Here is a 19493-nt window from a genome sequence, read left to right as displayed (position 1 = left end):
AGCAGGAATTGGGGTGTGGGGTGTGGGGTGTGGGGTGTGGGGTGTGGGGTGTGGGGTAGTGGGGTGTGGGGTGTGGGGTGTGGGGTGTGGGGTGTGGGGTGTGGGGTGTGGGGAGATCGGAGATGGAAGCAGGGAGAAAAAAGCTGATAACCGATAACTGATCACTGATAACTGATCACTGATAACTGATCACTGATAACTGATCACTGATAACTGATCACTGAATACTAAACCTGCTGGAAAGGGGTACAAAAAATGCTAGGATTGCCACAGCACAGAGAAAAGTGAAAGAAAGGAATATAGCTTTACATGGAAGAGTTTGACAAGTCAATATCCTTTGATGGCAGGGATATTCGACTAAAAATAGGGCTTTTAGCCCCCCAAGCTGGCGGGAGTGTTCTGATCCAATCGGGAGAAACGGCGGTTTTAGTGACAGCAACCACAGCCAAAGCCAGAGAAGGAGTAGATTTCCTGCCCTTAACCGTTGACTATGAAGAAAGATTATACGCCGCCGGGCGCATCCCGGGAGGATTTTTGCGTCGTGAAGGTCGTCCCCCGGAAAAAGCAATTCTGACCGGTCGTTTGATCGATCGCCCCCTGCGGCCCCTATTCCCCAATTGGATGCGGGATGATATTCAGGTGGTCGCTACGACCCTCTCGATGGATGAGGAGGTCCCCCCGGATGTTTTGGCCGTTACCGGAGCCTCCGTGGCGGTTCTGTTGGCGGGGATTCCCTTCCAAGGACCGATGGCAGCGGTGCGCGTCGGTTTGTTGGGAGATGAATTTATCATCAATCCCACCTACAAGGAAATCCATAACGGAGAATTGGATCTAGTGGTGGCCGGTAGTCCCGAAGGGGTGGTGATGATCGAAGCGGGAGCCAATCAGTTACCGGAACGGGATATTATTGAGGCGATCGATTTTGGTTATGAAGCAGTGCGCGACCTGATCACCGCTCAACGGGAATTGATCGATCAGTTGGGTATTCCCCTCGTCACCCGAGAAGCACCGGCAGTAAACGAAACCGTGCAGAATTTCCTGAGAGAACAAGCTAAAGAGGAAATTAAACAGATTCTCTCTCAGTTTACCCTCAGCAAAACCGAACGGGATGAGAAATTAGATGCGATCGAAAATCGGCTCAAGGAAACTATAACCGCTCTCCCCGATGAAGATCCCTTAAAAGCTCCAACGCTGGAAGAGCCGAAGTTAATCGGTAATCTCTTTAAGGATCTGACCAAAAAACTGATGCGCGCCCAAATTATTGAGGATGGGGTGCGGGTTGATGGTCGCAAACTGGACGAAGTACGCCCGATTTCTTGCCGGGTAGGAGTTTTACCCCGTCGGGTTCACGGTAGCGGTTTGTTTAATCGCGGTTTAACCCAAGTGCTTTCGATCGCCACTCTTGGCACCCCCGGTGATGCTCAGGATTTGGGCGACGATCTCCATCCCGAAGACGAAAAACGCTATCTTCATCACTACAATTTCCCACCCTTTTCCGTCGGTGAAACCCGTCCGATGCGTTCTCCCGGCCGTCGAGAAATCGGTCACGGTGCTTTAGCGGAAAGGGCGATCGTACCTGTCCTCCCCCCCCAGGAGGAATTTCCCTATGTGCTGCGGGTGGTGTCGGAAGTCCTCTCTTCTAATGGTTCCACCTCCATGGGTTCCGTGTGTGGTTCTACCCTGGCGCTGATGGATGCCGGTGTTCCCCTGAAAAAACCCGTTAGCGGTGCGGCCATGGGTTTAATTAAAGAAGGGGAAGAAGTACGGATTTTGACCGATATCCAAGGTATCGAGGATTTTCTGGGAGATATGGACTTTAAGGTGGCTGGCACTGATTCTGGCATCACCGCTCTTCAGATGGATATGAAAATCCCCGGTTTAAGCATGGAAGTGGTGGCCAAGGCGATCGAACAAGCTTTACCGGCCCGCAAACATATCCTAGAGAAGATGTTAGCGACCCTAGAAAAACCCCGCACGGAATTATCTCCCCACGCACCCCGGTTATTGACGATCAAGATCGATCCGGATCTGATCGGGTTAGTCATCGGGCCAGGTGGTAAGACGGTTAAAGGGATTACTGAACAGACCGGCACGAAAATCGATATCGATGACGATGGTACTGTCACTATTTCCTCCACCGATGGGGAACAGGCCGAAAAAGCTAAACGACTGATCTACAATATGACCCGCAAACTCAATGAGGGTGAGGTTTATCTCGGTCGCGTGACTCGCATTATCCAAATCGGCGCTTTTGTGGAAGTTTTGCCAGGCAAAGAGGGAATGATCCATATTTCCCAATTGGCCGAGGGACGCGTCGGTAAGGTGGAGGATGAAGTGGCCGTGGGGGATGAGGTGTTAGTCAAGGTACGCGAGATCGATAGTAAAGGTCGTCTCAATCTCACCCGTCTCGGTATTCATCCCGATGAGGCCGCCGCTGCCCGTAAAGCTGCTACTGTAGTCTAGGTAAATTTTCTGTTCATGGTTAACTCTCGATCGCTCGATCGAGAGTTTTTTTTATCGAAAAAATGGCTCTTCTAGGTTCTGTGTGATAAGTTTAACTTACATTATGATCGATCGATCTTTGTGTCCTTTGTGTCTTTGTGGTTCGTTCCACCCCCTCGCTAGGAGGAATGTATCTTAGAATACATTTTACCCACCAAACCTGGGAGAGCCAAAAAATTGCCTAAAAACGGCAATAGAGACGCAAAAACCACGCCTCTATCCCGGTATTTTCCCTAGATATTGTTTCTGACTACCAGCTAGACTTGACCACACCGGGTAAAAGACCTTGGTGGGCCCATTCGCGTAAAACGTTGCGGGATAAACCAAAATCGCGATAGTATCCTCTCGGTCTGCCGGTCGTTAAACAACGGTTGCGGTGACGACTAGGAGCGCTATTGCGGGGTAATTCCTGTAATTTTTGGTGAATTGCCAGTTTTTCTTCAAAATCTTCGGCGGTGCGGAATTGTTCTTTTAGTTCCGCTCTTTTAGCTTCGTATTTTTGTCTGAGACGAGCGCGTTTTTTCTCGCGTTCTACCATCGATTTTTTTGCCATGGGGTTTCTCGAAAAAGATTTAACCTGTAAAGACAGCATTTCTCATTATAACCTGAAACACCGGTGACAAAGGTGACATTTGTTGATATTAATTCTTAAAGTCCTAGTTGCAAATTTTCTATGTCTGAACCGCCTCAATTTCTCCAACAACGTCTTTTTTATCAGGGTCGCGTCTTTCAATTTGAAGTCTCGAAACTGCGTTTACCTAACGGTGTCGAGGGAGAATGGGAATGTGTGCGTCATCCGGGGGGTGCTTTAGCAGTTCCAATCACCAAGGAAGGTCAATTAGTTTTAGTACGTCAGTATCGGTTTAGTTTGCAAGCTCGCATTCTGGAATTTCCCGCCGGGACGATTGATGAAGGAGAAGACCCTGCTACGACGGTAAAACGAGAATTAGAGGAAGAAGCGGGCTATCGGGCCCACAATTGGCAATCTTTGGGTAAATTTGCTCTGGCACCGGGTTATTCCGATGAATACATCTATGCTTTTCTGGCCCGGGATCTGGAAAAATTAAGCTTGCCCCCCGCTCAAGATGCCGATGAAGATCTGGAAGTGGTTTTTATGAGTTTTGAGGAAATGGAATCAGCGATCACCAAGGGAGAATCGATCGATGCTAAAACTATTACTAGCTTCTATCTGGCCCGTTTAGCCCTTAATTAATCTTTTCAATCACCGCTTGTCCCAGTTGAATCAACTCAAAACCGATAAAAAGGCTTAAAATCACGGTGACAGCCTGATTAAGTAGGGGTATATTGCCTTTACCTAGAACAGAAGCGACGAATTTGACCACAACTAAAACGAGAGCGCTAACAACGGCGATTTTGACGGCTATCATAGATTGATTTTTCCTCACGGTTAACCAGAGTATACTATTTCTAGACTTTTTCTGGCTAGTTTCATCTTGGGTTTGATACAAAATTTAGCATTTTGGTGGAGAGCGCTCCTGTCATTGCCAAAAATGCACAGGGTTTTTGTTAAGAATTGTAAAATGTAGTTAGATTTATTTACTCAGAAGGGGATTTATGTCTAACCAAGAGTCAATTTTTACGTTCCCTCAAAAACCAGCATATTCCTCCGTATTAACATCGATTTTAGTGATAATATCGGTTATTTTAATTATTTTGGCAGTGATCGGCGGGCTAATGATGGTTAGTTTATCATTATGTTGGCCAGAACACAATATTTATCGATTAATCCTTGGCTTAGTAGAAGAATTTTTTAACCCATTTGCTTGGATTAAAGTTCCCACGGTTGCTCATAGCTATCAATTATTATTACCCACGGTTATCCTGCTAATTTTTACGCAGTTAATCGTTTTCTTGTCTCCGCGTCCACAAGTTTGGTCAAGATTAGTCATTATTTCTATCACTCTAGCTATAACCCTGCGCTATCTACTCTGGAGAATTCTGGAAACCTTAAATCTTTCTACTCCTCTCAATGGCTTTTTTAGTTTACTCCTTTTAGGCATTGAGATGATGGTTTTAAGTAGTAGCGTGATTCAGTTATTTTTAGTCTTAACCACGAAGGATAGACGCAAAGAAGCTGATTTTTATAGCCAAGGGGTAATCGATAAACAGTATTTACCGACGGTAGATATCCTCATTCCCACCTATAATGAGCCAGCCTTCATTTTAAAAAGAACTATTATCGGTTGTCAAGCCCTTAATTATCCCCATAAAAATATTTATATCCTCGATGATACCCAGAGGTCAGAAATTCATCAATTAGCAGAAAAATTAAATTGTCATTATCTGACTCGTGAGGATAGAAAAAACGCTAAAGCAGGTAATTTAAACCATGCTCTCAAACAAAGCCAAGGGGAATTAGTGGTAGTTTTTGATGCGGATTTTATCCCTTGTCAGAACTTTCTAGAAAGAACTGTTGGCTGGTTTCAAAACCCAAAAATTGCCTTAGTGCAAACTCCCCAAAGCTTTTATAATGCCGATCCTATTGCCCATAACTTAGGTTTAGAAAATATCGTTACTCCCGACGAAGAATTATTTTATCGTCATATCCAACCAGCTAAAGATGGGGTGGGTAGTCCTGTTTGTGCTGGCACTTCTTTTATTGTCAGAAGAAAGGCCTTAGAAGAAGTGGGCTACTTTAATATAGAATCTATTAGTGAAGACTATTTTACTGGAATTGCTATCTCTGCCCAAGGTTATGAAGTTATTTACTTAAATGAAAAACTCAGTGCTGGTTTATCTGCCGAAAGTTTATCAGCTTATTTACGGCAAAGATTGCGCTGGGCAAGGGGAACTTTACAGGCCTTTTTTATCAAAGCTAATCCCCTAAAAATTGCGGGATTAACTCTACCTCAAAGATTGGCACACTTAGAAGGAATATTATTTTGGTTTTCTCCCTTAGCTCGTTTATTTTCTCTGCTGATTCCTCTCCTTTATACCTTTGGTTATATAGTACCTTTTAACATTACTATTGATGAGACAATCTATATCTTTTTACCCTACATGATGATGCAGTTAGCCACTTATCACTGGTTAAATTGTCGCTCGCGCTCGATTATTTTTTCTGAGGTACTATCGATGATTATTTGTGTACCTACAGCCCTAACAGTTCTCCATGTTCTTTGGAAACCCTTTGACAAGGGATTTCAGGTGACACCGAAGGGAATTGCTCGCCAAAATTATCAATATAATTGGCATTTATCCTACCCATTGCTCTTTTTTCTCACCATTACTTTAATTAGTATTTTCTTTAATTTGCACCATCACAATTATCAAGCAAGTCCCCTAAATTTTGGCTTGATTTTGGCTATATATAACGTGGTTATTATCATGACTGCTTTAGTGGCTTTATTGGAAGCTCCCCTCACCTTAGAAACTCAATACCAAGTGCTGGAATCTCCCGTTAAATTGATAACAGAATCGGATATAATTATACAGGGCAATCTGAAAAAACTTTCGGAAATAGGAGCAGAAATTAACCTGATGGAACCCATATACTCAGAAAAATTACTCCTAGATATTTTAGGCGAAGATTTGCGCCTATCGGCTCATCTAGTCAATCTAGAAAAACGAGGAAAAATCTGGCAAGCAACCCTTAAATTCCAGCCACTTACCCTATCAGAGCAGAGAAAGCTAATTACTTTTTTATTCTGTCGTCCCCAGCGCTGGCAACCGAAAAATACGGCAGGAGAATTACAATCTTTTTGGTTGTTAATTATCAGCTTTTGTCGGGGGATAGGCTTGATTTGGCGGGTAATTCTGAATCGAAAAACAGTCCTTTAGTTTAGTCAAAAGTCGAAAATACTTAAGTAGCTGGTTATAATTAAATTAAAAATAGATTTTAGGTTCGATCCCCCCTGCCCCCCTTGATAAGGGTGGTGCCGATCCCCCTTAATAAAGCGGGCATCTGATAATTTTTAACGCCTACCTACTTATCGAAAAACTAATTGCTAATTATCGTGTCAACTGGCTTTTGTTTGTGATTTTACTCACAGTGCTATTCTTGTATTCTCACAGTTGTCACTTGACCAAAACTTGACAGTATTATAATAAAAGTAACCATTCTTAGATGGACTGGTCTATGAAAAATCGTTTATACCTTCACCTGATGGCTAATAGGGAAAAAGGGTTTGCCTTGCCTCTTGCCTTGTTAATTGGAGTTATCATAATGGGAACAGGAATAACTGTGATGATGCGCGTCCAAGGGGATCAATCGAAAGTAATTGCCCAAAAATCCCGGGCTGATGCTTTAAGTAGTGCCGAAGCTGGAGTGGCTCGCGTGCGGGATTTACTCAATAGCATTCGAGTTATGGCAACGGTTCCCAGTAATTGTGATTCCGGCGATTGTTGGGAGTGGGCCGAAGTACCCACTGGTAATCCTAGTAGCATTTTCCAAAGAGATTTAAAAAAATTAGCCATTGCCACCGCCTGTGGTAATCCCAATCGTAATAACGAAATTGCCTACAAAATCCTCGCACCCACAGGACAACGAGCAGTAAATCCAGGATTAAGAGATTTGGCTAGTGGTGAATGGTTTGATCTAGGTAATAATCGTTATTATCGCGTGGTGGGATACAATTTTACCCCAAGCTCTGACCCCAATATTTTGGGTTGGGGAGTTCTCACCCTCGAAGGACTTTCCCGCAAAAGTGCCGCAACAGACCTAACTAACATTGATATCAATAGAGATAGTGGCGATAATGCCGCCTCGCGTAACCGCGTGGTGGTAACTATCCCTATTTTTCCTTCCCGTCCCCTCGCATTCACTCGCACTACGGTCCCGACTTTGTGGATAAGGGAGGGAGCCACAGAAGATCTCAGTCAAACTAGCCAGATTACGGTCAGCAATCCAAATTATTCTGGCGGTGCTAAATTTCAGGGGGATGTGGTTATGAGCGACACCACGACGACGACGGGATTTGTCGAGGCGACAGGAACTTTGCAACCGAACCTAGAATGTCATATTAACCAAAATAATATTCAACAGCCCACACCCGCACCCAATACCCCCTACAAAGCGCAATTTGTCGGTGTCCCTTTCCCCAATTTACCGCCGATTCCCACTGGCCTTCCCTCTGGTCAGCAAAACCTGGCACTTAACGATAGTCTTTCGGTTGCTCAGAGAACTTTTCCCAGACAGGGAGACACACCCACTACTCGCACGATTAACGGTCAAAGCGTACAGGTGTACGAGTATATCGTTAATAATATCAACTTGAGTGGTAACGATAAGATCACCATTACTCCGGGGCAACGGGTAGTTTTTTATGTTAAAGGTAATATTGATGGTGAGATCGAACACAATTGTGGTAACGTGACTGGCTGTAAACCGGGCAATCTACAAATTTATGCCGATAATGGATTAGGTGCCGCCGCGCCGCAAATTTGTCTGAGAGTGGGTCAAAACCGAAGACTAGAAGCGTTTATCTTTGCTCCTGACTATTCCCTCGGTAAAACCGGTAACGGTGATTTCGTCGGCGCCGCCTGGGGTAAAAATTGGGGCAAAATTTCAACCTGTGCCCCAAATAGCGGCGCAGTTGCTGTGATACAAGGAGTAGAATGGACTGACTTAATCGAAAACCTGAAACCCAATCCCTTAAACACTTTGCCCCAACTTGATAAGATTGCCAATTGGTTTGAGGAACCCATACCCTCTCCCTCTCCCAGTCCCTAAAAAAGTTTAACTTATCGGGTTGATCAGGGGGGTTGAGGATTTCGGTTCGGGACAGGTTTTATTGGTGAAATCACAGCGATAAATTGCTGGTTTTTGCCAACTGAGGGGAATTTCCAGCAAATCCCTGGAACCGGTCATGGCTTGTCCCAGAAAGAGAGCCAGAGCGATACAATTGAGAATTGTATGGGCAATGCGCCAACGATGGGAACGGTCTTTATAGATATCTTCGACAATGGCCAGAGAGAAAATCATCAGTAATGATGCGGCCATGCCGATATAGTAGTGGGACCAGTACCATTGGTCCGAGAGTCGCCAGACCCCATCCTGAGAACCGATAATAATTAAACCCATGCCAGTCAAGGTGGCAAAAATTCCGCGCCAGAGGCCTTGTTTAGCGCGGTAGAGACAGGCCAAAGAGGCAATGGTGACAAAAAACATCAAAATCACAAAAATGACCTGAAAGGGGTCTAATTTTCCGTCTTTTTGTTTATCGACAAAACCATTAAAACCGTAAACGACCGAGTAAGCTAGTGCTAAAAGGTTCACCCCTACCACTGTACCCGTTAACCAGCGGCCTAAACGTAGATGTTCTGGCCCGACCACTGGGGGAATTTTACTTTTATTTCCCGCGTTGGTTTCTAGGCGACGTTGACGGGTTTGCCAAGCAAAGTTAACTACGAGGCCGATAATAGGAAAAACGACCACTATCGCTAGGACAGGATGAATGAGAGCCAGAAAATCGACGAATTGCATATAAATATCCCGAAAATCTCCGCAGAAAATCGTCAACAGTTGACAAGCTATAGCCTTGTTTTTTTTAGCTTATCGCGGTTGATATCCTTACTGCTGAGTTTTTTTATCGTTAAATTAATAGCCTAGGAACCTCTTTGATAATCGGCTAATCTAAAAGCAGCAATCCCTAGATTCAATCCTGACTATGAAACTACAAGAACTTTTAAAAACTATCCCTCTGGTTTCCCCGATTTCTTCTCCTATCGCTTCTATTACCGAGATTACAGGAATTTCCACCAATTCCCATGCTTGTCAACCGGGAGATTTATTTATCGGTTTACCCGGTACTCGCGTCGATGGCGGCGAATTTTGGCGTTCCGCTTTGGAAAGCGGGGCCGTAGCGGCGCTTATCTCCCCAGCAGCCGCCGCTAAATTTCCCCCCCCGGAGGATGCTTGCGTAATCGTTGTGGCAGATTTAGTTACTGCCACTGCCGCGATCGCTGCTAAATTCTATCATTATCCGGCCCTTACCCTAAAATTAATCGGTGTGACGGGAACCAACGGCAAAACCACCACCACCCATCTAATTGAATATTTTCTCAGCCAAGCAGAGATTCCCACCGCTTTATTCGGAACTCTTTACACCCGTTGGCAAGGATTCCAAGAAACCGCCAATCATACCACCCCTTTCGCTAACGAGTTACAAGCTAGTTTGGCCAAAGCGGTGAGCGCCGGCAATGAAATCGCCGTCATGGAAGTTAGTTCCCATGCACTGGCCCAGGGACGGGTACAGGGTTGTACTTTTCCCGTGACGGTGTTTACCAATCTCACCCGGGACCATCTCGATTATCACCTCGACATGGAGGATTATTTTGCCGCTAAAGCTAAATTATTTAGTGCCGATTATCTGCAAGGTAAGGCGGTTATTAACCTTGATGATGAATATGGTCAACGTTTAGCGGCCTCCCTGTCTCCCCAACAGGTTTTAACCTATAGTGTGTCCGATCCTAGTGCCGATTTTTATACTAAGGATTTACACTATCAACCCACGGGAGTGGAAGGGGTGATGGTGACTCCCCAAGGGGAAATAGCCTTTGCTTCTCCTCTGGTGGGTCAATATAATCTGGCTAACCTCTTAGCGGCGGTGGCGGCAGTGTTAGAATGTGGTGTAGATTTAGAGACAGTAATCGCCCAAATTCCCCAGTTTTCAGGAGTACCAGGGCGGATGGAACGGGTTAGCATCGCTCCCGACCAAGATATCAGCGTCATTGTCGATTATGCCCATACTCCCGACAGTTTAGAGAATGTTTTAAAAGCAACACGTCCCTTTATTTCCGGTCGGATGATTTGCGTTTTTGGTTGTGGCGGCGATCGAGATCGGACAAAACGGCCGTTAATGGGGAAAATAGCCGCAGAATTAGCAGATTTAGCCATAGTTACCTCCGATAATCCCCGCACAGAAGCTCCCGAACGAATCCTTGAGGATATTATCGCTGGCATTCCCCCAGAAATTACTGTTCAGGTAATTAGCGATCGCGCTTTGGCCATTGACACGGCTATTCAAGCAGCGCAACCGGGAGACGGAGTAATTATTGCCGGTAAAGGTCACGAAGATTATCAAATTTTGGGGACGGAAAAAATCCATTTCGATGACCGCGAACAGGCCCGGGCTGCTTTGATGAAAGGGAAAAAGTGATGAGGGGATAGGGATGAGGGGATGATGAATTATCAAGAAAAGCTAACATTAGTTGACAATTGGCAGAAGTAGCCAATGTTAAGCTTTATTGTCTTTCTGGACTTCCCCGTTGACAAAAAGCCATAACATCTGCTCTAGGAGGGATTAAGAGAATTTCCGCCGCAGCTTTACTGGTTACAAATTAAGGAAACCTCTAATAAATCTAACGCCTTCTGTTGCAGTTCAGTCGGTCGATTTATCTTAGAAAAATGATAGCTTCCCTCTGTAATCGTACACTCTACTGTATTCAAGCAAATTGTCCCCAAGTCCTCCAATAAAGTCCGAAAACTATGCACAGGGAAGTTCTCTGGATTCCGTTTTTTTAGGATTGGAACCTTCAAAAACCTGGCATTATCCTTGTTTTAGTACATAAACTGGTACAATAAAAAAGAGGGCAACAAAGCCTTAAACTCCTGCCTTCTGCCTTCTGCCGGACCCCAGCCTAGGCCTTTTTCAGCAAGCCCTATTTAAACTGCGTATTAGATATTTTAGTACAAATGCTCAAACTTTTTCTCCCTGCTCCCTTCTCTCTTCTCTCCCGCAATTTTAACGAGTAATTTAGATAGCCAATGTTAAAATCTGTGATAAACTGGGATAGTTTAGGTGAAAATCCCAGTTAGCCAGCAACCGCTATCTTGATAAGTTGCCCCTGCGTTAACCAAGCAGTCACACTAAAAGGCGTTACACGCGCTTTGATTGTCTAAAGCTTCTTTAGGGTTTTAGACTCTGGTAAGTCCTCCCTCTTGAGGAGAATCTCGAAAGAGTGCATTGTTAAACTATAGTTAGCAAAAAAGTATTGGTCAACTGGTGACTCTATATGACCTACTGCCTTAATCCCGACTGTCCTCAACCGAAAAACGCCCCAAAAGCGTTAATCTGCGAGAGTTGCGGTTCAAAACTTCTTCTGCACGACCGCTATCAGATCCTAGGCATTTTAGGGAAAGGAGGGTTTGGGGCAACCTTTGTCTCATCGGATTTGTCCCTACCAGGTAACCCCATCTGTGTGGTCAAACAACTGCGACCTTCCACTGACGATCCTAATGTTTTTCAGATGGCCAGGGAACTTTTTGGGCGAGAAGCGGAAACCCTGGGAAAACTGGGCGTTCATCCGCAGGTTCCCCGATTATTGGACTATTTTGAAGATAATCAACAGTTTTATCTAGTTCAAGAATACGTTAAAGGTCATAACCTGTACCAAGAGGTAAAAAAACGCGGACCGTTTAGCGAAGCGGGAGTCAAACAGTTTTTAAGTGAACTGTTGCCGATTTTGAAATATATCCACAAACAAAAGGTAATTCATCGGGATATCAAACCCGCTAACCTAATTCTTCGGCAAACGGATCGAAAATTGGTTCTGATTGACTTTGGGGCTGTCAAAAATCAAGTTAACACTATTATTGCCAATGTCAATTCTCAAACTGCCTTCACTAATTTTGCCGTGGGTACCCAAGGTTTTGCCCCTCCCGAACAGATGGCCATGCGTCCGGTCTATGCTAGTGATATCTATGCCGTGGGAGTTACCTGTATCTATCTACTCACGGGCAGATCTCCTAAAGCTATCGAAGTTGATGTCAATACAGGTGAATTACTCTGGGAAAAATTAGTCAAGGTGAGTCCCCAGTTTGCTAAAGTCCTGAAAACAATGCTGGAAGTCTCCGTCCGTCATCGCTACAAATCCGCCCAAGAGGTAATGGATGCTTTAGACATGACCGCTTATGCCGATAGTCTAGCCCAAAGTTTAACCGCGGCTCCAATGGTTACTTCCCCGAAACCACCACAACATTTAGGTCCAATAGCCACTTCCTCCGTTTCTGGCCCTCTCAACTTTAAATTTCGCCCCAAAAATAAAAATTCAGGGGCCTCTCCAGATAATCTGCTGGGGGGACAGATGGCCTTTTTCACAACCAATATAAATATACCATCCAGAAACAAAGACCACAGCAGCGCAGATATAACCTTACTGAAGAGAAAACGCCGCTTAGATGAAAAAGCGATTCTCGATGCTTACAATAACGGCCGGCGCAATTTTGCCCAGGAGGAATTATCGAATCTCAATCTGTCTAAAGCAAAACTTTTGGGGGTAAATTTCTTTCAATGCAAATTAACAGGCACTAATTTACAAGGAGCGGATCTATCCAATGCGGATCTGGGCCGGGCTAATCTCAGTCAAGCTATTCTCAAAAATACCAATTTAAATAATGCCTATCTCGGTTATGCAGACCTGGAAGAGTCCGATTTACGCGGGGCGAATCTCATCGGAGCCAATCTTCGCGACGCTCATCTCAAAAACGCTAATCTTTGCGGGGCTAATCTCTCTTATGCTCAAGTAAATCCGGAACAAATCGCCCTAGCAAAAACCAATTGGTTAACAGTTATGCCCAATGGTAAACGCGCTTCCTGGTAATCTTTTTTCAGTGTTGCCAAAGGCACGGCGTAGCCGTCCAGTAAACAGTAATCAGTAAACAGTTATCAGTAATCAGTGAAAAGACAGTAGGAAACTTCGATTTAATACTGTCACTTAAAACTCAAATCTGATCACTGATAACTTACCCACTGATAACTGATATTTAATACTGTCACTTAAAACTCAAATCTGATCACTGATAACTGATAACTTACCCACTGATAACTGATAACTGATAACTGATAACTGATTTAACCGCGGCTTTCCTTAAAGGTTTTGTAGGCGGTTTCGGAGTCGAAAATATGGCAATGATCAACGATTCGCTTCATTAATGCCCAAGAAAACTCGGTTTCTTTCAGGTGACTACCCCAATTTTCTTTGAGACTAGCGTGAACTTTGCGGAGGTTATAGGAAGGAATCGCCGTCGAGATATGATGGGGGATATGGACATTAATATCGTGACAGAGAATTTCTACCCAACGGGGATAGCTACAGTGAACTGTTCCTTCTAGTTGCGCTAAAGCTTGATTCCAGTGTTCGGGATAGGAAAATTGAATATCGGGGTCTGTATGATGGACAAGGGTAAAGGTACTCATCCAAAAATGATAGACAAACCAAGGCACCACCCAAAATTTAACCAATCCCCAGACACCAGTGTAGAAAATTAGGGTTGGGAAAAAAATAGCGGCAAAAACTAGGACGACAATCATCGAAAAGCGGGCTTTTTCCCGTTCGTTCTCTTTGAATTGTTCGATGTTGAAGTGTAGAATAGCCCAGTGGGCGATCGAACCGATCCACCATAAACGACCGCGAATGCCGCGATAAAAGAGACGCACTAGGGGATTAGCCGAGTTAAAAGCTTCTAATTCCCACGGATCCCAAGCATTATCTATAGTTACCATGTTAGTTTTAGCATGATGGCGATCGTGGAGGAAACGCCAGCAGTGGAAGGGATAGATAAGCGGTAAGAGGAAAATATGACCGACAAGATCATTAACCCAGGGTCGATTAGAAAAAGACCGATGACCGCAATCATGGGCGATCACAAAGAATCCCGTTAAAGCTGTACCAGTGAAAATCCAAGCTAAAGGCAGTAAATACCAGGGAGAATAAACTAGCATTGCATAACCCGCAATGACCGCCAAAATATTCGTAATCACTCCAAACCAAGCTTTAACTGGGTCTTTCTGGAAATATTCTTTGGGAATGGTTTTAATAATATCTTTCAGTTTAAAGTCTGGCTCGATCGAGGCGATCAACTCCCCATGCAATTTATCCGTCGTTGCCGTCATGAAATCTCCAATTACACTTAGGTGAACCCTTGACAATAAATCAGCTAGGAGGTTTAGCCAAATTCTGCTCTATACCACAAGCCAATTTTTTTGTCAATATATTTTAACTTTAATTAATAAACTTCCGCGAAGCTTAATAATCCTTTACTTTATATAACATAAGAGGGGATTTTCTGTTTTGGCAAAATTTGACGGCGGGTACATCTCATTTTTGTAAATCTACCAATTGGGATTTTTACGGAGAAACCCCCCTGCTAAAATCGGGCGTTGTTTCTGATTTTACCACTCAATCCCAGCTTTTGGGGGGTAGAACCCCCCAAACCCCGGAGCGCATTAGTTTTTCGGTGGGATGCTTACACGCAGCTGCTGATACATTTGTTATCATCTAAGAGTCACTGATAATTGCTGATTGTCGGTATTCCCGCAAATCTGCGATGCAGCCTTGACGGCTGCCTTTTGCCTTCAGAAGCTGATAACCGATAATAGACGTTTTTTAACGACTAGCGGTGTTTTCTAGGGATTTAATCTCCTCCTGTACCTTACGGTGTTCGCGATTTAACTGTTTTTTGACTGATTCGGGGAGTTGTTCCTGTTTTTTCAGGGCATTATTAAAGTAATCTAGTGCCAGTTTCAAAGAGCCGGTATTTTTATCCGTATTGCCTTGAATTCTCAGGATTTGACCCTTCAGATACATTAATTCCGGATTATCGGGGGTCGCTTTCAGCGCGTTATCGATAAACCGCAAAGCCTGATCGTACTGCTTTAAATCCCGGTAAGCTAGAGCTATACCTCGATCAACCAAGTAATCGGGACTTCCGTAGGTTTCTAACCTTTCAATTGCCTCTTGGGGACTAGAAAAGGGTAGATTAACCGCTAAAATCAAATCCATATAACCCTTTAACAGGTTCAATTCCGGATCCGTAGGATTAGCCTTTTCTGCGGTTTCCAAATACTGAAACACCTGTTGTAATCTGGGGATAGCCGATACTGCTCCTTCGGTTTGAAAAACGTAGGTTCCCTCTAAAAAACTCCCCACCGCTAGATACAAATTTCCCCTTAAAGGGTCGCTGTCCTGCATTTGTTTGGCCGCTGCCTTAGTTTTCTCGGAGTAGGTTTTTAGGGTGTTCCAATCCTGGTCGGTAAAAGCAAGAGAGGCACGCATAGCATGGGCCAAAGGTTCTTGGGGTTCCTTTTCTGTGGCCTCAACAATTAATTTTTTTGCCTCTAGATAGTTACCTTGTTTAAAAATAGCGTTAAAAGCGGCCTCGGTCTTATCACCAATCGGTCGGGGATTGGTTTTGCGGAAAGGATCCCCAGCTAACCCGGGACCAATCCAGTTAACCACTACCATAACAGCCAGGGAAGCACCGATCGCCATTTTTTTGGTTAAACCTAACCTCAGCACCATGGTCAAAAGTCTCCTTGAGCGAATGAAAAAATCTGTCACAATAGAAACGGGTTTCTAGACTTAATTTCCAGTTATTTTCCTGTCAATGCTTTATCTCAAAGATGTGGTTTATCATCCTCCCGCTGCCCTCAATCCCATTTTACAGGGGATTAATCTTGAATTAGCCCCCCAAGAATTAGGTCTGATTGTCGGGCCCAGTGGTTCCGGAAAAACGACTCTTTTGGAAATTTTAGCAGGCTTTGCCGATAAAACAGCAGGGACGATTCACTGGCGCGACCAAGAATTAACGGTGCTGCACCTGCAACAATTAGGAGGAATCGTTTTTCAGTTTCCCGAACGTCATTTTTGCGGTAAAACCATCCTTGAGGAGTTGCGTCTCGGTCATCCAGAGATTAAAAGCGATCGCCTAACGGCGGCCCTAAAGGAGGTAGGATTAGAAAATATTCCTCTGGATACTTCTCCCCATAATCTTAGTGGTGGTCAACAGCGTCGTTTATCCCTCGCTGTCCAGTTAATCCGGCAGCCTAATCTGTTACTTCTCGATGAACCTACGGCCGGTTTAGATTGGTCTATGCGTCGTCAATTGGCTAAACTTCTCGCTAGTCTCAAACAACACTGGACTTTATTAGTAGTTAGTCACGATGCCGGGGAATTATTGCCTATTGCTGACCGTCACTGGAAAATTGAACAAGGACATTTGAGGGAAGTAAAAAGTGAAAAAACAGATAGTTGAGGTTTTGGGGTATTAGTTGAAATTTCCCCACTCCCCTCATACCTGATAACTGATTACTGATAACTGATTACTGATAACTGATTAAGGAGGTAGGATTAGAAAATATTCCTCTGGATAATTCTCCCCACAATCTTAGTGGTGTTCAACAGCGTCGTTTATCCCTCGCTGTCCAGTTAATCCGGCAGCCTAATCTGTTACTTCTCGATGAACCTACGGCCGGTTTAGATTGGTCTATGCGTCGTCAATTGGCTAAACTTCTCGCTAGTCTCAAACAACACTGGACTTTATTAGTAGTTAGTCACGATGCCGGGGAATTATTGCCTATTGCTGACCGTCACTGGAAAATTGAACAAGGACATTTGAGGGAATTAAAAAGTGAAAAAACAGATAGTTGAGGTTTTGGGGTATTAGTTGAAATTTCCCCACTCCCCTCATACCTGATAACTGATTACTGATAACTGATTACTGATAACTGAATTAATGATCCTTCCTGAATTATTTGACCTTTGGCAAGAAACCCTAGAATGGCAACCCGATGGGGCCCAACAAGCGCGATTTCAACAACTTTATGAGTTGATTTTAGAGGGTAATCAACGTTTTAATCTCACCCGAATTACCCAACCGGAGGAGTTTTGGGAAAAACATCTTTGGGATTCTTTATCGGGTTTAGCTTGGTTGCAAAAATCCCAGCCAGATCTATTGACAAAATCCCTATCAGTCATTGATTTGGGGACCGGGGCCGGGTTTCCGGGGGTGCCAATTGCGATCGCATATACCCATTGGTCGGTGACTCTCTTGGATTCCACCCAAAAAAAGATTAATTTTCTTGAAGAAGTTATTGACAAATTAGAGTTAAATAACACGAAAACTCGTTTAGGTCGGGCGGAAATCGTCGGGAAAAACCTTAAACATAACTGTGCTTACGATATCGTCTGTTTGCGTGCGGTAGGTAATGTGGATATCTGTGTTAACTATGCTTTGCCTTTCCTGAAAAAGACCGGAATCGCTATTCTCTATCGTGGTCAGTGGTCCGAGCAGGATAGTTTAAGTTTAGAGGAGAATCTAGGGAAAGCTGGCGGTAAAATCCTCGAAATTGCCAGTTTTACCACTCCCTTAAGCCAAAGCATCCGTCATTGTCTATATATCTCCAAGAAATAACTTTAAGCAGTGAGAGGATGAAAAAAGAAAGCCAAGGCCAGAATAGTATATGTAGCTAAGAGTAACATTCCTTCTAACCAATTCGATCGCCCATCACTACTAATCGAATTAGCCAACCACACCGCTACAGCCACTGCTACTAGCTCAAAGGGATTAAAATTTAGATCCATGGGCTGACCGATAATATAACCCATGATAACCAAAACCGGAGCCACAAACAGGGCGATCTGCATACTGGAACCGACGGCCACAGATACCGATAGATCCATTTTATTCTTAAGAGCGACGGTGACAGCCGTAGCGTGTTCGGCTGCATTACCGATAATAGGCAAAAGAATTACCCCAGTAAACAGCGCCGTTAAACCTAGCTGTTCCGTAGCCTCCTCTAGGGATGCCACCAATAACTCCGATTCTACGGCCACGGCGATGGTAACGATCAATAAAATCAAAGACCAAAACCAGATTTTCGGCTTTTCGGGGTTTTCTCCAGTGCTTTCCTCCTCGATACCGGCAATCCCGACATCATAGAGATAGGTGTGGGTTTTCATGGAGAATAAGAGACTTAAACCATAGACGAAAATTAACACCGCTGCCACGGCCACGGATAGACGCTGTAGGACTGGTTCCCCGACTCCCGTGGAGGTAAATTCCACGGCAGTGGGTAAAAGGAGCGCCACCACCGCTAAATTCATAGCTGAAGCGTTTAAACGGGCAGTTATTGGCTGAAATTCCTGTTCTTTGAAGCGTAAACCGCCTAAAAACATCGATAATCCCATAACTAAGAGTAAATTACCGATAATTGAGCCAGTAATCGTCGCTTTTACCACATCGATGAACCCTTCCCGCAAAGCGACATAGGCGAGAATTAATTCTGTGGCATTGCCAAAGGTGGCATTCATCAAACCGCCAATATTTGGCCCGACTACCACCGCAATCGCTTCGGTGGCTTCCCCCATGTAGGCCGCTAGGGGGATAATGGCTAGACAAGCGGTGATAAAAACTACCGTTCCGCCCCAGTGTAACAGGGAACCGGCGATCGATAGCGGCACAAAAATCAATAAGATGGCGAAAATGGTGTTTTTGCTTAACATAAAGTGGGTGATTTTGTCAAGATAATTTTATTTTGATTGGGTTGGGAACTGAGGGGGACTAGAATCGGATTCTAGCCAAAATTCCCCAGTAGAACCGGTTATTATCCATAATATTGCCCTAAAACCGTCTCTGAGCGATTTTTCTAGGGGTTCGGGGGGTGATTGGGAGGGAACAGTCACCGGTTTAATCACGATTCCGCGACTACCAAAAACAATTTCTCCCACTAATCGCGCCCTTCTCATGTGATTATCGGAAGTGACTAGATAGACACTATCAATACCTTGGGCTTTCAGTTGATCGGCTAGGCTAGTAAAGTTAGTGACAGTATCTCGCGCATTGTAATCGAGATGGAGACGTTCTGGAGAAATTCCCGCTTTTTTAAAAATCTTTCTCACATATCGTCGCGGACTACCAGAAGACACCCAAATCGGTAGATCGGGATATTCCTTAGCTAATTTTGCCGCAAAACGTTCTCGATCGGCATGACCTCCCAAAACAAAAATCGCCTCTGGTTTTAGCCACTGCTGACGTAAATCGTAGTATAACCAGCCTAAACTCGCCAAAATTAGCGGAATAGCCAGCAATTTTAACCTAGATTTGCCTAACTTCCCTTGCGGAGAAACTCGCTTTTTTCTGCGAGAATTAGCCTTGAGAACCATATATCAGTGATCGGTGAGCGGTTGTCAGCCTTCAGCTTTGTGGATTAAAGTGATCGAGGGTGAGGATCATCGAACTCACTTGACGT

The 19493-nt window shown here is 44.3% G+C and carries 15 protein-coding genes and 2 pseudogenes; 9 read left to right on the top strand and 8 right to left on the bottom strand.

Going from position 1 to position 19493, the window contains the following annotated elements; genetic code table 11:
• The first annotated feature begins 309 nt into the window (after positions 1 to 309).
• Positions 310 to 2463 (top strand): polyribonucleotide nucleotidyltransferase, encoded by a 2154-nt coding sequence (locus myaer_RS08290; protein WP_046661753.1) that lies wholly within the window; start codon positions 310 to 312, stop codon positions 2461 to 2463.
• A gap of 289 nt (positions 2464 to 2752) precedes the next feature.
• Here the strand turns inward: myaer_RS08290 and rpsN are convergent, their stop codons facing one another.
• The gene (gene rpsN / locus myaer_RS08285) at positions 2753 to 3055 is read right to left on the bottom strand and encodes a 30S ribosomal protein S14 (protein ID WP_002740009.1); all 303 of its coding nucleotides are present in this window, start codon (positions 3053 to 3055) and stop codon (positions 2753 to 2755) included.
• Positions 3056 to 3175: 120 nt separating this feature from the next.
• On the opposite strand from rpsN, the gene myaer_RS08280 reads away from it, so the two are divergent.
• Entirely contained in the window at positions 3176 to 3715 is a 540-nt protein-coding gene (locus myaer_RS08280; protein ID WP_046661751.1) for an NUDIX hydrolase, read from the top strand.
• Here the strand turns inward: myaer_RS08280 and myaer_RS08275 are convergent.
• On the bottom strand, positions 3708 to 3890 hold the full coding sequence (locus myaer_RS08275) for a hypothetical protein (RefSeq protein WP_002769951.1): 183 nt from the start codon (positions 3888 to 3890) through the stop codon (positions 3708 to 3710). The two genes, myaer_RS08280 and myaer_RS08275, sit on opposite strands and share 8 nt — an antisense overlap.
• A 187-nt stretch (positions 3891 to 4077) precedes the next feature.
• On the opposite strand from myaer_RS08275, the gene myaer_RS08270 reads away from it, so the two are divergent.
• Entirely contained in the window at positions 4078 to 6303 is a 2226-nt protein-coding gene (locus myaer_RS08270) for a glycosyltransferase (protein WP_046661748.1), read from the top strand.
• Positions 6304 to 6601: 298 nt separating this feature from the next.
• The gene (locus myaer_RS08265) at positions 6602 to 8194 is read left to right on the top strand and encodes a DUF7305 domain-containing protein (protein WP_046661747.1); all 1593 of its coding nucleotides are present in this window, start codon (positions 6602 to 6604) and stop codon (positions 8192 to 8194) included.
• A gap of 6 nt (positions 8195 to 8200) precedes the next feature.
• On the opposite strand, the gene myaer_RS08260 is transcribed toward myaer_RS08265, so the two are convergent.
• Complete coding sequence (locus tag myaer_RS08260; RefSeq protein ID WP_046663649.1) at positions 8201 to 8947, bottom strand: DUF4079 domain-containing protein; 747 nt, start codon at positions 8945 to 8947, stop codon at positions 8201 to 8203.
• A gap of 184 nt (positions 8948 to 9131) precedes the next feature.
• Here myaer_RS08260 and myaer_RS08255 point away from each other — a divergent pair, with 184 nt between their 5' ends.
• A complete protein-coding gene (locus myaer_RS08255; RefSeq protein WP_046661745.1) occupies positions 9132 to 10622 on the top strand; it encodes a UDP-N-acetylmuramoyl-L-alanyl-D-glutamate--2,6-diaminopimelate ligase in 1491 nt (496 codons plus the stop codon).
• A 167-nt stretch (positions 10623 to 10789) separates the two neighbouring features.
• Here myaer_RS08255 and myaer_RS22455 read toward each other — a convergent pair.
• Positions 10790 to 10984 (bottom strand): annotated as a pseudogene (locus tag myaer_RS22455) (tail length tape measure protein); the annotation flags it as partial.
• 494 nt (positions 10985 to 11478) lie between these two features.
• On the opposite strand from myaer_RS22455, the gene myaer_RS08245 reads away from it, so the two are divergent.
• Positions 11479 to 13065, top strand: a complete 1587-nt coding sequence (locus tag myaer_RS08245) for a serine/threonine-protein kinase (RefSeq protein ID WP_046661744.1) — start codon at positions 11479 to 11481, stop codon at positions 13063 to 13065.
• A 251-nt stretch (positions 13066 to 13316) separates the two neighbouring features.
• On the opposite strand, the gene myaer_RS08240 is transcribed toward myaer_RS08245, so the two are convergent.
• Complete coding sequence (locus myaer_RS08240; RefSeq protein ID WP_046661743.1) at positions 13317 to 14357, bottom strand: fatty acid desaturase; 1041 nt, start codon at positions 14355 to 14357, stop codon at positions 13317 to 13319.
• A gap of 493 nt (positions 14358 to 14850) precedes the next feature.
• Positions 14851 to 15765 (bottom strand): Sll0314/Alr1548 family TPR repeat-containing protein, encoded by a 915-nt coding sequence (locus myaer_RS08230; RefSeq protein WP_046661741.1) that lies wholly within the window; start codon positions 15763 to 15765, stop codon positions 14851 to 14853.
• Positions 15766 to 15850: 85 nt separating this feature from the next.
• Here myaer_RS08230 and myaer_RS08225 point away from each other — a divergent pair, with 85 nt between their 5' ends.
• The 3 genes and pseudogenes from myaer_RS08225 to rsmG all read left to right on the top strand — a co-directional run bounded on the left by myaer_RS08225 (position 15851) and on the right by rsmG (position 17656).
• Positions 15851 to 16498 carry an ABC transporter ATP-binding protein gene (locus myaer_RS08225; protein WP_002786686.1) on the top strand — a complete coding sequence of 216 codons (648 nt, stop codon included), beginning with the start codon at positions 15851 to 15853 and terminating at the stop codon, positions 16496 to 16498.
• Between the two features lie 80 nt (positions 16499 to 16578).
• Positions 16579 to 16893 (top strand): annotated as a pseudogene (locus myaer_RS08220) (ATP-binding cassette domain-containing protein); the annotation flags it as partial.
• 85 nt (positions 16894 to 16978) lie between these two features.
• On the top strand, positions 16979 to 17656 hold the full coding sequence (gene rsmG, locus myaer_RS08215) for a 16S rRNA (guanine(527)-N(7))-methyltransferase RsmG (protein ID WP_046661740.1): 678 nt from the start codon (positions 16979 to 16981) through the stop codon (positions 17654 to 17656).
• 2 nt (positions 17657 to 17658) lie between these two features.
• Here the strand turns inward: rsmG and cax are convergent, their stop codons facing one another.
• Complete coding sequence (gene cax / locus myaer_RS08210; protein ID WP_046661739.1) at positions 17659 to 18747, bottom strand: calcium/proton exchanger; 1089 nt, start codon at positions 18745 to 18747, stop codon at positions 17659 to 17661.
• A gap of 27 nt (positions 18748 to 18774) precedes the next feature.
• Complete coding sequence (locus myaer_RS08205) at positions 18775 to 19407, bottom strand: YdcF family protein (protein ID WP_046661738.1); 633 nt, start codon at positions 19405 to 19407, stop codon at positions 18775 to 18777.
• Between the last annotated feature and the right edge of the window lie 86 nt (positions 19408 to 19493).

It is taken from the genome of Microcystis aeruginosa NIES-2549 (genome assembly GCF_000981785.2).
Lineage (GTDB): Bacteria > Cyanobacteriota > Cyanobacteriia > Cyanobacteriales > Microcystaceae > Microcystis > Microcystis aeruginosa_C.
The sequence above is the reverse complement of the archived record's forward strand: the minus strand, read 5'-3'. Positions and strand labels throughout refer to the sequence as shown.